General features: G+C 48.4%; 16 protein-coding genes. 7 read left to right on the forward strand and 9 right to left on the reverse strand.

Going from position 1 to position 12,428, the window contains the following annotated elements; translation table 11 throughout:
* Position 1: 1 nt before the first annotated feature.
* The 3 genes from queE to queC are packed head-to-tail and all read right to left on the reverse strand — an operon-like array spanning position 2 to position 1,793.
* The gene (queE, locus tag GVY43_RS12505; RefSeq protein ID WP_159563338.1) at positions 2 to 712 is read right to left on the reverse strand and encodes a 7-carboxy-7-deazaguanine synthase QueE; all 711 of its coding nucleotides are present in this window, start codon (positions 710 to 712) and stop codon (positions 2 to 4) included.
* On the reverse strand, positions 694 to 1,152 hold the full coding sequence (gene queD, locus GVY43_RS12510; RefSeq protein WP_015880475.1) for a 6-carboxytetrahydropterin synthase QueD: 459 nt from the start codon (positions 1,150 to 1,152) through the stop codon (positions 694 to 696). The genes queE and queD overlap by 19 nt, the downstream gene beginning before the upstream one ends.
* Positions 1,149 to 1,793, reverse strand: a complete 645-nt coding sequence (gene queC, locus GVY43_RS12515; RefSeq protein WP_159563339.1) for a 7-cyano-7-deazaguanine synthase QueC — start codon at positions 1,791 to 1,793, stop codon at positions 1,149 to 1,151. The genes queD and queC overlap by 4 nt, the downstream gene beginning before the upstream one ends.
* A 217-nt stretch (positions 1,794 to 2,010) precedes the next feature.
* Between queC and nhaC the strand changes: the two genes are divergently transcribed.
* The 5 genes from nhaC to GVY43_RS12540 all read left to right on the forward strand — a co-directional run bounded on the left by nhaC (position 2,011) and on the right by GVY43_RS12540 (position 6,837).
* Entirely contained in the window at positions 2,011 to 3,387 is a 1,377-nt protein-coding gene (gene nhaC / locus GVY43_RS12520; RefSeq protein ID WP_159563340.1) for a Na+/H+ antiporter NhaC, read from the forward strand.
* Positions 3,388 to 3,471: 84 nt separating this feature from the next.
* Complete coding sequence (locus GVY43_RS12525; RefSeq protein WP_159563341.1) at positions 3,472 to 4,056, forward strand: DNA-3-methyladenine glycosylase; 585 nt, start codon at positions 3,472 to 3,474, stop codon at positions 4,054 to 4,056.
* A gap of 82 nt (positions 4,057 to 4,138) precedes the next feature.
* Entirely contained in the window at positions 4,139 to 4,651 is a 513-nt protein-coding gene (locus GVY43_RS12530; protein WP_026824537.1) for a type 1 glutamine amidotransferase domain-containing protein, read from the forward strand.
* 166 nt (positions 4,652 to 4,817) lie between these two features.
* On the forward strand, positions 4,818 to 5,888 hold the full coding sequence (locus GVY43_RS12535) for an MFS transporter (RefSeq protein ID WP_236548962.1): 1,071 nt from the start codon (positions 4,818 to 4,820) through the stop codon (positions 5,886 to 5,888).
* Positions 5,889 to 6,003: 115 nt separating this feature from the next.
* Positions 6,004 to 6,837, forward strand: coding sequence for an undecaprenyl-diphosphate phosphatase (locus tag GVY43_RS12540; RefSeq protein ID WP_159563342.1), 834 nt, complete (start codon positions 6,004 to 6,006; stop codon positions 6,835 to 6,837).
* 161 nt (positions 6,838 to 6,998) lie between these two features.
* Here GVY43_RS12540 and bshB2 read toward each other — a convergent pair whose 3' ends face one another.
* The 3 genes from bshB2 to pdxK are packed head-to-tail and all read right to left on the reverse strand — an operon-like array spanning position 6,999 to position 8,897.
* Positions 6,999 to 7,649, reverse strand: coding sequence for a bacillithiol biosynthesis deacetylase BshB2 (bshB2, locus tag GVY43_RS12545; RefSeq protein WP_031424391.1), 651 nt, complete (start codon positions 7,647 to 7,649; stop codon positions 6,999 to 7,001).
* Positions 7,646 to 8,017: a YojF family protein gene (locus GVY43_RS12550; RefSeq protein WP_159563343.1), complete on the reverse strand. Its 372-nt coding sequence runs from the start codon at positions 8,015 to 8,017 to the stop codon at positions 7,646 to 7,648. Before GVY43_RS12550 ends, bshB2 begins: the two co-directional genes overlap by 4 nt.
* Before the next feature lie 55 nt (positions 8,018 to 8,072).
* Complete coding sequence (gene pdxK / locus GVY43_RS12555) at positions 8,073 to 8,897, reverse strand: pyridoxine/pyridoxal/pyridoxamine kinase (protein WP_015880484.1); 825 nt, start codon at positions 8,895 to 8,897, stop codon at positions 8,073 to 8,075.
* A 186-nt stretch (positions 8,898 to 9,083) separates the two neighbouring features.
* Between pdxK and cbpA the strand changes: the two genes are divergently transcribed.
* Positions 9,084 to 9,719: a cyclic di-AMP binding protein CbpA gene (gene cbpA / locus GVY43_RS12560; protein WP_031424393.1), complete on the forward strand. Its 636-nt coding sequence runs from the start codon at positions 9,084 to 9,086 to the stop codon at positions 9,717 to 9,719.
* 12 nt (positions 9,720 to 9,731) lie between these two features.
* Here cbpA and GVY43_RS12565 read toward each other — a convergent pair whose 3' ends face one another.
* The 3 genes from GVY43_RS12565 to GVY43_RS12575 all read right to left on the reverse strand — a co-directional run bounded on the left by GVY43_RS12565 (position 9,732) and on the right by GVY43_RS12575 (position 11,728).
* The gene (locus GVY43_RS12565) at positions 9,732 to 10,277 is read right to left on the reverse strand and encodes a GNAT family N-acetyltransferase (RefSeq protein ID WP_159563677.1); all 546 of its coding nucleotides are present in this window, start codon (positions 10,275 to 10,277) and stop codon (positions 9,732 to 9,734) included.
* Positions 10,278 to 10,334: 57 nt separating this feature from the next.
* Complete coding sequence (locus tag GVY43_RS12570; protein ID WP_074034946.1) at positions 10,335 to 11,219, reverse strand: diacylglycerol kinase family protein; 885 nt, start codon at positions 11,217 to 11,219, stop codon at positions 10,335 to 10,337.
* 134 nt (positions 11,220 to 11,353) lie between these two features.
* Positions 11,354 to 11,728: a hypothetical protein gene (locus GVY43_RS12575; RefSeq protein ID WP_159563344.1), complete on the reverse strand. Its 375-nt coding sequence runs from the start codon at positions 11,726 to 11,728 to the stop codon at positions 11,354 to 11,356.
* Between the two features lie 159 nt (positions 11,729 to 11,887).
* On the opposite strand from GVY43_RS12575, the gene GVY43_RS12580 reads away from it, so the two are divergent.
* A complete protein-coding gene (locus GVY43_RS12580; RefSeq protein ID WP_047795835.1) occupies positions 11,888 to 12,319 on the forward strand; it encodes a MarR family winged helix-turn-helix transcriptional regulator in 432 nt (143 codons plus the stop codon).
* The last annotated feature ends 109 nt before the right edge of the window (positions 12,320 to 12,428 follow it).

The raw sequence follows: 12,428 nt of genomic DNA on the forward strand, positions 1-12,428 counted from the left end.
CTTACACGCCACGTTCGTTGGCGTACAGTAATGTGTGTAGTTGCGGTAGGACGCGGACGCTTTGCCATGACGGATCACGTGCAACGTCTTCCCATAGTTGTTTCAAACGACGGAGCTGGGCATCGGTGATGTCGCCGTCTGCACCAGGCTCCGGGTTACCGGCCGACAAATACATGACGTCCGGTGAGTAGCGCTGCTGCACTTCTTTCGCGTAGGCAAGGTCCACTTCATCAAAGACAGCAACTTTGAATGTCGTCTGCTCCGGGCGCAACCGTTCGACGATAGCGTCTAGTTGCTCCCAGTTCGTTTTCATACCAGACGATGGAGGTTTTGGACTGAGGGTCACGTCATCGATTTGTGTGAGCCAGTCTTGATAGCGGCTGCCTTGCGTCTCGACGGCGAGTGTGACACCACGTTCTTTCAACTTCACAACCAGGTCTTCCATGGCCGCGATAAGGAGTGGATTGCCACCCGAGATGGTGACGTAATCGTACATACCCAGTGCGTCCAGGCGAGCGATGACCTCATCGGCTGTCAGCATGTCCGGTTTTTCTGAACCGTCCCACGTAAAGGCGGAATCGCACCACGAACAGCGATAATCGCAACCGGCGGTCCGGACGAACATCGTCTTTTGTCCGATGGCGCGTCCTTCTCCTTGAAAGGTCGGTCCGAACACTTCAAGAACAGGGATTTTCACGATTCCACCAACCATTCACGGCGGAACTCAGCGTAAGACGTTGGCGTTTCATACAGACGGACGAACTCGACACGGACGTCACGTTCATTTGGCAAGTGTGTCGCCAGTTGTTCAAAAATCCAATAACACATGTTTTCTGCAGTTGTATTCATATAAGGGAGTGACTCGTTCAAATAGCGATGATCAAGATACGGCTCAAGCTCTTCTTTGAAGATCTTTTTCAAATCACCAAAGTCGAGTGTCATGCCGCGATTGTCGAGAAAGCCGCTGACACCCATCTGGAGCTTATACGTATGACCATGGAGGGCACGACATTTGCCGTCATAGTCAAAGAGATGGTGCGCCGCGTCGAACGTTACTTCTTTGACGATTTGAACGCGATGCGGACAGTAGATGAGCGATCCTTCTTGCTTTGATTCGACACTGGTCGGAGCGAGGAATGGAGCATGTTTCATACGCGCACCTCCTCGTAAGCTGTGAGTCCGTTTTGACGAAGCTTACACGCCGGACATTCTCCACAACCTGAACCGATGACACCGTTGTAGCAAGTAAGCGTGCGTTCTTTGACATAGTCAAAGGCACCGAGTTCGTCGGCGAGAGCCCACGTTTCTTTTTTATCGAGCCACATGAGCGGTGTGTCGATGACAAATGGATAATCCATCGCTAAATTGAGTGTCACATTGAGTGATTTGATGAATTGGTCTCGGCAATCCGGGTAACCTGAAAAGTCCGTTTCACATACACCGGTCACGATGTGATGCATACCGAGTTGTTTGGCCATGACGGCTGCAAACGATAAGAATAGATGGTTGCGTCCATCGACGAACGTGTTTGGGACGTCCGCATTGTCGATGTCGAGATCGTGTCTCGTGAGCGCGTTTGAAGTGAGTTGTCCGAGTAGGGACAAATCGAGGATGTGGTGTGGGACATCGAGTTCTGTCGCAATTTCTTTGGCGACTTCGATTTCCGCATCATGGCGTTGACCATATGCGAACGTCACCGCCTCCACATGAGAGAATTGTTGTTTTGCCCAAAACAGGCAGGTAGTTGAATCTTGGCCACCACTAAAGACGACCAATGCTTTTTCGTGTTGCATGAAGCACACTTCCTTTTCGCTAGTTTTGATGTCGGAGGAGGTTACGAACTCCGGAGGTCACCCTCAAGCATATAATTTATCATAAAAAGACGTTTGACAGGGAGAAAGGAAGCGAGTATAGTAAAAAACATCACTGACATGCTTTTGTGCATAAAAGCGTTTAAGCGGTTAGGCGAAATAATAAATAAAGAAGATATAACGAAAGGAGGGGACGTCGATGCAGATGAAAGGAAAAGAAGCTGTATTCGTCGTGTTGATGAGCGGGATTACCTTGCTCGCACTGATGTTTTTGGCCAAAGCGACGCCACATATGGCGATTTTTGGCACAATGGTAATAGTAGGTGGATATGCGTATTATCGTTCACGCGACTTCAAACAGATTGAAACGGCGATGATCAACGGAATTCGTGAAGCGATCATGCCGGTGTTGATTTTGTTGTTGATTGGGATGCTCATCGGAGTATGGCAAATGTCCGGGACGGTCGCGACGATCCTCTCCATCGGTCTAAATACAATCTCTGCTGAATGGTTCTTGCCGAGTGTCTTGTTGATCACGATGATCGTCTCGACATTCACAGGAAGCGCCTTTACAACCGTCGGAACGGTCGGTGTCGCCTTATTTGGAATCGGGACGGCACTAGGCATCTCGCCAGCGCTCGCTGCAGGTGCCATCGTGTCGGGTGCCCTCTTCGGAGACAAGATGAGCCCGTTGTCGGATACGACGAACTTTGCACCGGCAGTGGCGGGGGTCAAACTGTTCGACCACATTCGCTTCATGATGGGGACGACGATTCCAGCGTTCATCATCACGTTGATTTTATTCACGTTCCTCGGACGTAGCGGTCAAACTGCCGACACGGCACAAATCGCAGAGGCGCAAGCCGCGCTCAGTGGACGTTTCGACCTCTCATGGCTCACGTTGATTGCTCCTGTCCTTGTCGCAGTACTGGCCTTCCGCCGCATGCCGGTCTTACCGACGATGCTCGTCGGGATGTTCGCCGGTGTGTTGACGGCCGGTTTCGTTCAAGGGAACTGGAGCATCTCGAACTGGCTCGGTGTCATGCAGTCGGGCTTTAAGTCAGGTGTCGAAAATGAATTGATTGCGAATGTACTCGATAAAGGTGGTCTTGAATCGATGCTCTGGTCGGTCAGTCTCGTCTTGATCGCCCTCGCGTTTGGTGGCTTATTACGTGAACTCGGTGTCTTCCAAGCCATCGTTGAATCGTTGCTCGAGCGTTTGAAGTCACCCGGAAGCTCCGTTCTATCGGTCGTCCTCAGCTCGATTGGGGTCAACTTGCTCGCGGGAGAACAGTACTTGTCGATTCTCTTGCCGGGTCAAGCGTTCAAGCAAGGGTTTATCGATCGTGGGATCGACCCGCGCTACTTGTCACGGGCACTTGAAGATGGCGGGACCGTCATCAACCCGCTCATTCCGTGGGGAGTTTCTGGCGCATTCTTCGCAGCGACACTCGGCGTACCTGTATTGGAATACGCACCGTTTGCCTTCTTCCTCTGGCTCAGCCCGGTCTTCTCCATCATTTTGGGATACGTCCGATTGGGAAAGCAACGTGAATCGCTCAAAATCGCATCATAACGTCCAGGTGTCCTGCCATGCAGGGCATCTTTTTTGTGTGCAAGCTACGATTTTTGAGAAAATGAAACAAATGGAGGTGGAACCATGAAGCGACTCGATTTAGCATTTTATGAACAACCGACACTTGACTTGGCGCGTGCCTTACTCGGGCAATATTTGGTGAGGCGACATCCAGAAGGTGACATCATCGCGAAGATTGTCGAGACGGAAGCTTACCTCGGTGCCATCGACCGAGCAGCGCATAGCTTCGAAGGGCGTCGGACGAAGCGAACGGAAGTCATGTTTGGGAAACCGGGGTATGTGTACACCTATCAGATGCATACGCATACGCTCTTGAACGTGGTTAGTGGACCAGTCGGCACACCAGAAGCCGTCTTGATTCGAGCCGTCGAACCGATTCAAGGCCATGAATGGATTGCAACGAACCGTCCTGGGGTGAAGCGATATGACCAAACGAACGGACCAGGGAAATTGACGAAAGCACTCGGAATCACGATGGATCTATACGGTCATTCCTTTCAACAAGACCCACTCTATATCGTGGAGGGTGAGGCTGGAGTAGTGATTGAGGCGGGTCCACGCATCGGCATCCCGAACACGGGCGAGGCGCGTGACTATCCGTATCGATTTTTTGAACGCGACAATCCGTACGTCTCGAAGTTCCGTTGAATGCTCCTGGAGATGTTTAATTGATTCATGCCAGTGGAACAGTCCCTATGTGCATAAAACAAACAGAGGGAGTGTTTAGAACATGGCAAAAGTAGCAACGCTCATTACAGATATGTTTGAAGATGTAGAATTCACGGGTCCCCGTGACGCATTGGTGGATGCGGGACATGACGTCGTGACAATCGAGAAGAAAGCTGGCAACACGGTGGAAGGAAAGCAAGGAGAGGCGAAAGTGAACATCGATCAATCGATTGATGATGTATCGCCGGAAGATTTTGATGCCCTTCTTTTACCTGGCGGGTTCTCACCTGACTTATTGCGAGAAGACGAGCGTTTTGTTTCGTTCGCCAAAGCATTCATGGATGCGAAGAAGCCTGTCTTTGCAATCTGTCATGGACCACAGCTGTTGATTACGGCGAAGACATTAGAAGGTCGTGATGCAACCGGCTATAAATCGATTAAAGTCGATATGGAGTATGCCGGAGCGAAATATGCGGACAAAGAAGTCGTTGTCTGTCAAAATCAGCTTGTGACGAGCCGTCAACCAGATGATATTCCGGCATTCAATCGTGAGATTCTCAACTTATTAAAATAACACGTCGACCACGAGAGGAATCTCGTGGTTTTTTTGAGTATTCGGGAATAAGAAAGATAAGGAGGCGATTCAAATGAGAAAACGAGCACGTTCACCGAGTTAAGTTCGTCGAAACATTGTTTGGTTAGGGTGCATTCGTTGGTTTGAAGGGCTGATTCCAGCATATGTGATTGAACGGTTATTTTGGGAGTCACGAGGCATCTCGGTTCAAGAAGTCGTCTATTTAGAGATGGTATATGCGCTGATCATCGTTCTGTTTGAAGTGCCGACTGGCGTGTGGGCGGACCGCACGACACGGCGTCGACTGATCCAGGTAGGTGTAGCTTTAGAGTGGCTATCATTTTGGATTCTCTTATACTCGTTCACATTCACCGGTTTTTTTGTCGCAATCAGCTGTTCGGCTGTAGGATCGGTTATTCGAAGTGGGGCAGAGAATGCCTTGTTGTACGAATCGTTACAGGAGAGTCAGGAAGTGTCGTCATTTGAACGGGTTCTTGGGAAACTGAATGCGATTGGGATTGTTGCCGCTGTGACGGCGGCATTGAGTGGCAGTATGTTGGCTCAGTATCTTCCCTTGGAGTGGAACTACAAGCTCTCCATCGTGAGTCTATTGATTGCGACTACCTGTAGCCTATCTCTCATCGAACCGACTCGACGAGAGATAGAAGAGCGTTTGACGTGGTGGCATTTGCTGAAAGGTTTTCAATTCATTTGGTCGAACAAGCAACTATGGCATGTCACTATCAGTTTTTTAGCAGCCGTATCCGCATTCAATTTCATCGATGAGTTCTGGCAATTGTATGCACGTGATGTATCCATCCCGATCTATTGGTTCGGTGCCATTTCAAGCATCCTACTCTTGATTCAGTTACCTGGACAACTTTTTGCAGGGACGCTTATACGATTTGCGTCATCCGAACATTGGTTAAACGGGTTCGGTTGGCTAATGGGTGGTGGATTTCTTGTCATCGGACTTTTTCCGAATCCAATCGGAATCGGGCTGATGGGGCTGTTGGCTCTTATATATGGAGCGATGGAGCCGCTCTATTACGGTCTTTTGCATCAGCAAGTTCCTTCATCCATTCGAGCGACGACGGAATCATCCGTCTCGATGCTATGGCATCTCGGTATCCTCGTGTTGGGGTTTGTCTTTATTGTAGGAACGACAGTGTCACTATTTTTGGCGTTCATCTTAATCGGGCTTGTCGTTTGGTTCGTTCATGCGACCGCCCGATAATTTTTACAGACATGGGTCATAAGCCATGTCTGTTTTTACGTCTTAAGACGGACGAAAGATTGTGCCGAGAAGTGTATGATGAGAACAATCTTAACGAGTCAATAGGAGAAACAACGTGGAATGGTATGAATTATTTGTAGGATTTTTGTTAGGTGTCGTCGAGGGATTGACGGAATTTGCCCCAGTCTCGTCGACCGGTCATATGATTCTCGTGGACGGTCTCTGGTTGAATTCGAGTCAATTTTTAGGTCAGGAAGTAGCGAACACGTTTAAAATCGTCATTCAATTAGGGTCGATTTTAGCGGTCGTGGTCGTCTTTCGAGATCGGTTCAAAACGTTACTGAATCCAAAGTCGCTCCTCACCTTAAGACAAAGCGGAACCACACGTCAGTTCAATCTCATACATATTTTGATCGGATTGCTGCCTGCTGGCGTCCTTGGTGTACTGTTTGAGGACTACATCGATACACATCTCTTCTCAGTCAAGACGGTGTTGATTGGTCTAGTCGTCGGTGCGTTCTTTATGATTGCCGCAGATTTATCCGGGGTGAAGCGTCAGACGACCGCTACGCTAGATGACATCACGTACAAGCAAGCACTTGGTGTCGGGTTGATTCAATGTTTCTCGCTATGGCCTGGGTTCTCTCGGTCCGGTTCAACGATTTCTGGAGGGGTTCTCCTCGGAATGAGTCACCGGGCAGCGGCAGATTTTACGTTCATCATGGCGGTACCGATCATGTTTGGAGCGAGTGCGTTGTCACTGTACAGCAAATGGACGTACTTCACGCTCGATACGTTACCCGTGTTTGTCGTCGGTTTCGTCAGCGCGTTTTTGTTCGCACTTCTTTCGATTAAATTCTTTTTGAAGTTGATCAACAAAGTGAAGTTGATGCCGTTTGCGGTCTATCGAATCGTATTGGCCATCGTGATTTACGTTCTTTACTTCTAAAAAAACACGTGCGAATAGCACGTGTTTGAAACCAATGAATGGAATTGTTCGTAAAGTCTAGAAGAGGTGAAAACATGGGACAAATCGTTGTAGTATTCGGAACGTTAATCGGTCTTGGGACCGTCGGGGCATTGCTTTATATGACCCGTCTAGCCTATGAATCATGAGAACGGATAATGATAGAAGCGCTCACGTTGGAGTAACTCCATGACGTGGGCGTTTTCTGCGTTATCGATCGCACGAAGCAGACCTTCCGTCTGAGACCGGTGGGCAAACAGGGCATCTTTCTTCTGTTCGCTCTCTTCCGTTACATCGACGATGACGTGAGGTTGTCCGAGTTCGTCTTCTGTGCGGCGGTCAAAGGCGACACCTAAGAACTCAGGGCGCGTCTCGCCCATCTCTTGAAGCGCTCGTACGACGGCACGGGCTGTCGCTTCATGGTCCGGGTGGACGGCATATCCTGGATAGAATGAGATGACGGTTTCCGGCTTCACTTCGTCAATCAATGCGCGGAAGCGACCAGCGAGCTCGGCCTCGTCCTCAAATTCGACGGTCTTGTCACGAAGTCCCCACATGCGCAGGTCCTCGATGCCCATCATGCGACATGCTTCTTCGAGTTCATGTTTTCGAATTTTCGGCAGTTCTTCACGTGTCGTAAAGATTGGAGAACCCATATTACGTCCCATTTCACCGAGCGTCAAACAGACATATGTGACGGGTAGTCCTTTTTGACGATGTTGGATAATCGTTCCGGCCGAGCTGAACGCCTCATCGTCCGGGTGTGGGAATATGACGAGTAACGGTCCATTCATTGATTCTCCACCTCCGATGCGCCTTGTGGGAGCGGCTTGATATCGATGTGCAGCGCACATGCGAGACGACCGAGACGATCGTGACCAGCGAGTAACAACTGTTCTTCGTGCATTTCATAGTCGGTCAATCCCTCGACATAGAGCCAACCGTGATCGAGTTTTAAACCGACACGATAGGGACCATTTCCTTTAATTTGACCGATGCTGTATTCGATTTTGGCATTACGGATAAACATCCCGGCGTTATGAAAGTCCGGGTCATTATGTGTCGCGTAGGCACCGTTCGTCGTCTCGACATGGACGAAAAGTGGTGTCGCGACGTGACTGTCTAAATAGTGCTGAATGTGATCAGGTTGAATCGCTTTCACGTCTGTCCCTCCAATGGAAAGGATGACCCGAAACACGTAGTTCCGGGTCATCTGTTTACGATTGTGTTGCTACTTTTTTACGGTATCCGGTATGGTTCGTCGGTCCAACGTATTGGTTGAGACGGAATGAATGACGAACGGCTTCTGTGATGAACTCTTTTCCGATTTCAATCGCTTCTTCGACCGTGTGACCGTTGGCGAGTGAGGCTGCGATGGCAGAAGAGAACGTACATCCGCCGCCGTGTGTGAACGCAGGCTCGATTTTTTCACTTTCAAGAAGGCGGAATTCGTTTCCGTCGTACAAGACGTCGAATGCTGTATCGAATCCGAGTTTGCCACCGACTTTGACGATGACGATCTCTGCGCCGAGTTCATGGATTAAACGAGCGGCTTCTTTGATTTCGTCCATCGTTGCGGGTGTTTTATCAAGGCCAGCGAGCATACGCGCCTCGAATAAGTTCGGTGTGATGATTTTTGCGACTGGTACGAGGTGTTGACGCATCGCGACCGCAACGTTCGGATCAAGAATCTCATCCGCACCTTTACATGCCATGACCGGATCGACGACGGCATTCTGGATTCCGTATTCTTTAATCTTCCGTGCTGCGAGTTCGATGATTTCAGGTGTCGGGAGCATACCTGTCTTCACTGCATCGACTCCAATTCCAGCGAGCACCGTATCGATTTGTTTCTCGATCAAGGTCGTGTCGATTGGAAAGACTTCGTGATTCCATGCGTTATGTGGGTCTTGTGCCACGATGACAGTCAAAGCTGTCATACCGTATACACCGAGTTCTTCCATCGTTTTGAGGTCGGCTTGGATTCCCGCGCCGCCGCTTGTGTCAGAACCGGCAATCGTCAATGCTTTTTTCATCGTCATAATCGTCCATCCCCTTTGTCTGTTTGGATAGTTTCACTATAACGACTTTTTTGAATTCCGACAAATGCAAGGATTACGAGAAGTGTTCATAACTTTTCAGAAAAAGTATGCAGGATATTCATCATATTTGGGGAATAATAATGAATAGGGTGTAGACCACTTTATTATTGGCTGGGAGGAAAACGCATGTTAGTGCATAGCTTATGTATCCCGAAGAAAGATGTTGTCACCATCAGTGAAAAGGCAACATTGCGGGAAGCGCTTCATACGCTTGAAGAAACAGGATACCGTTGTGTACCTGTTTTAGACGAGACGGGGAAATTTTTCCGCGGTAACATTTACAAGATGCATATTTATCGTCATGGAATGAACGGGGAAAACATGGACGATAATGTGATGACACTCATCAAGAATACACAAAAGTACGTCCATGAGTCAGATGGATTCTTTGAAGTATTTTTCTCAATCAAAGAGTTGCCGTACATTGCTGTATTGAAAGATGAGAGCAATGAATTTTATGGCATTCTTCCCCACGGTAAGATGCTCGGGATGCTCGAAGAAGCATGGAGTCGCGACACGGGTAGTTACGTCTTGACAATCGCCTTGAGCGAACAGGCTGGGGCACTTGAGAAAATCACGAAAATCGTGAACAAATATACATCAATCGCGAGCTTGATGACGCTCGATGCGAAAAGTAAAGTATTGCGACGGGTACTCGTGACACTACCACCAGACTGTGAAGAAGATATGAAAAACAAGGTTGTCTCTAAGCTTGAACAAAAAGGCTTCCGGATTGTCGAAGTCGAGAACTTAAAGAACTAAGTCAAAACCCTTTCACTTGGCGTGAAAGGGTTTTTCGTCGAGTCGTTTTTCCATCCGAATATCGGACCAAAATTGACCGTCCCAGTAGGTGAAGTGCTCGATCCGACCGATTTCTTGATACCCACATTTCGTATAGAGACGATGGGCCGCATGGTTGAAAGCGAATACGCCAAGTTCCATACGAGGTGTTTGTTTGGCTCGCAATTGCTCTTCTAACAAACGAAGAGCTTCTGTGCCAACGCCTTTTCCGCGACCTACAGATTCGCCGATGACGAAACCGAGCCAAGCTGTACCGGTTTCTTGTCGATATAAATGAGGCGGGTCATACATGACGTTCATTTCTCCGACGAGATGGTCATCTGCGTAGATGAGGAAAATATCGTGCGTTAAGAGTCGTTCTTCTAAATCGTCAACCGTCATCTCATAATGGGCGGTCAATTCTTCTTTAGAGCGGCTCGGGCGAATAAGATGGACGATCTCAGGATCGTTATTCCAACGATTGAATGTATCGACGATGTCGCCGGATGCGACTGTTAATGGAACAAGTGAGATATTGATAGGTCATTCTCCTTTCTCGCTTGAACACATTCGATTCAATCGTCAAAATTCCTGCTCTTATACCGGCTTTAATACGTTTAAGTGGCTCGGCAATACTTCAAAGGTGAGCGGTAGCTTGCCGCCTGTGTCCCCGTCAGCATTTACAGGAAGCGCATCAGGCGAGGTCACGTTCACCCGTGACGTACAAAATGAGGTGACGCTATCCGTTTCCTTCAACTTTCCTGTAAAGAGGGCGGGTGTTAATTGAAGTGCGTCCTTTAACCCGAGCTCTTCAAAGATATAGACGTGAAGAAGACCATCATTAAGTCGCGCGTCCGGTTCGAAGTTTTCAAATCCTCCGACCGAGTTCGTCAAGGCGATGACGACGAGATAAGCCTCGCCATCAAACTCCCCGTCTTTACTGTCAAGCGCCAACTCATAAGGACTATGTTCACGGAACGCTTTTACACCCTCAATCAAGTAAGCGAACGGTCCCCATTTCGTCTTCTCTTCCACACTTACTTCGTCGACAGCTTCGGCAATGAGCCCGATGGCGATGACGTTCATGAAATAACCGTTCTCATACTTTCCGATATCCATCGGTGTCGGTTCAGCGTCGCGGAGAGCCTCGATTGCTTGTTTAGGGTCACTTGGGACACCGAGTGCACGGGCGAGGTCGTTGACCGTCCCAAGTGGAATGATGCCGAAGTCAGGTCGATGAGTAGCCTCGGCTAGACCGGTCACCGCTTCGTTCAAGGTTCCGTCCCCACCCATCGCAATCACGGCCTGATAGTGCTTTTCTGCCGCTTCACGTGCGAAGTTCGTCGCATCCTGTTCCTTTTCAGTGAAGCGGACATCGACGTGTCCATATCGTTCGCGCAACACCTCTTCGGCATGTGTTGCGTGTTGTTCCCCCAACTCTTTCCCTGAGGATGGATTGACGATTAACATGACTGTGTCCATTCCAACATGTCTCCTTTTCAACTCGAATACTGTCCTTTATTCCCGTCAAAGAAAGCAGATACTCCTAAAAAATCCCCATGTCGATTAGCTATCTCGCTCTAATCTTCAAGGGGATGCGTTGGGCATTCGATTGTTTAATAATGACGGAATGCGGACATATCTAAATGACTTGCTTCCGACTCGTCCACGGCAAGTTCGATGCGCAAATGTTCATTGAACGGGGAGACGAGAGCCCCCATACAGGCGACCGGTTCATGATCGGGGACCGGTGATTTACGTTTCGTTTTGACGAATAAATAGTCCGATCGTTTCAACGTCAATAAGAAACGTTCTACGGCATGCGGTTCACGGGTCACGTTTGGCCAAGGTAAATGATTGAATAATAAAAAGACCGTGCCTTCTTTTTCGAGCGCATAGTCCGGTGCGATGCCTTCCCGATTCAACAAATCGATGACAGCATGCAAAAACTCCCGTTTAATCGTCAATGAAATTTCGTAATACTCACGCATACGGTCCACCCTTTCTTAAAATCACAATACTACCATTCTAAACGTTTCCGACATGGGCGACAATGAAGAAGTTCCTTGACGAAGTATTTTTCCCGGCTTATACTGCATAAGTCCTGCTATACTAGTGATATATGATGAACGAATTGAGGTGAAACCGACATGATTGAATCCCTTGAATTGAAGGCGTGGGTCGTTCTTGCGCGTACGATGGATGCCATCAGTGATCGTGTGAAAGAAGATTTACGACGCCACCAGTTAAATTCAACAGAGTTCGGTGTTTTATCCGTACTGTATAAACGAGGAGACACCCCGTTGCAACAAATTGGGGATCAGATTTTGATTACGAGCGGTAGCGTGACATATGTGATCGATAAGTTGGAGAAGCGAGGGCTGATTGAACGAATCGCCTGCCCGTCTGACCGACGTGTCACATATGCTTCATTGACAGACGATGGAAAGGCGCTCATGGACGTCGTCTATCCGCAACATATTGAAATTTTCAAAGATATATATGGACCGTTAAGTGATGAAGAGACGGAACAATTGATTTCGTTATTGAAACGAGTCGGTTATAACGCAGCGGGCAAATAAAGCCCGTTGCTTTTTTATTCAATATCTTGAAATTAAAATAATTGACGATGAGATATACAGATGATATAGTTCTAACTGTTATTGAAAAATTAGAGATTACACAAATGGA

It is taken from the genome of Exiguobacterium sp. 8H, assembly GCF_902506255.1.
Taxonomy (GTDB): Bacteria; Bacillota; Bacilli; order Exiguobacteriales; family Exiguobacteriaceae; genus Exiguobacterium; species Exiguobacterium profundum.

Bases quoted from the DNA above. Each gene is read 5' to 3' on its own strand.
- queD (WP_015880475.1), bottom strand. From the start codon at position 1,152: ATGAAACATGCTCCATTCCTCGCTCCGACCAGTGTCGAATCAAAGCAA.
- GVY43_RS12580 (WP_047795835.1), top strand. From the start codon at position 11,888: ATGATTGAATCCCTTGAATTGAAGGCGTGGGTCGTTCTTGCGCGTACG.
- GVY43_RS12525 (WP_159563341.1), top strand. From the start codon at position 3,472: ATGAAGCGACTCGATTTAGCATTTTATGAACAACCGACACTTGACTTG.
- cbpA (WP_031424393.1), top strand. From the start codon at position 9,084: ATGTTAGTGCATAGCTTATGTATCCCGAAGAAAGATGTTGTCACCATC.
- GVY43_RS12575 (WP_159563344.1), bottom strand. From the start codon at position 11,728: ATGCGTGAGTATTACGAAATTTCATTGACGATTAAACGGGAGTTTTTG.
- GVY43_RS12570 (WP_074034946.1), bottom strand. From the start codon at position 11,219: ATGGACACAGTCATGTTAATCGTCAATCCATCCTCAGGGAAAGAGTTG.
- bshB2 (WP_031424391.1), bottom strand. From the start codon at position 7,649: ATGAATGGACCGTTACTCGTCATATTCCCACACCCGGACGATGAGGCG.
- nhaC (WP_159563340.1), top strand. From the start codon at position 2,011: ATGCAGATGAAAGGAAAAGAAGCTGTATTCGTCGTGTTGATGAGCGGG.
- queC (WP_159563339.1), bottom strand. From the start codon at position 1,793: ATGCAACACGAAAAAGCATTGGTCGTCTTTAGTGGTGGCCAAGATTCA.
- queE (WP_159563338.1), bottom strand. From the start codon at position 712: ATGGTTGGTGGAATCGTGAAAATCCCTGTTCTTGAAGTGTTCGGACCG.
- GVY43_RS12530 (WP_026824537.1), top strand. From the start codon at position 4,139: ATGGCAAAAGTAGCAACGCTCATTACAGATATGTTTGAAGATGTAGAA.
- pdxK (WP_015880484.1), bottom strand. From the start codon at position 8,897: ATGACGATGAAAAAAGCATTGACGATTGCCGGTTCTGACACAAGCGGC.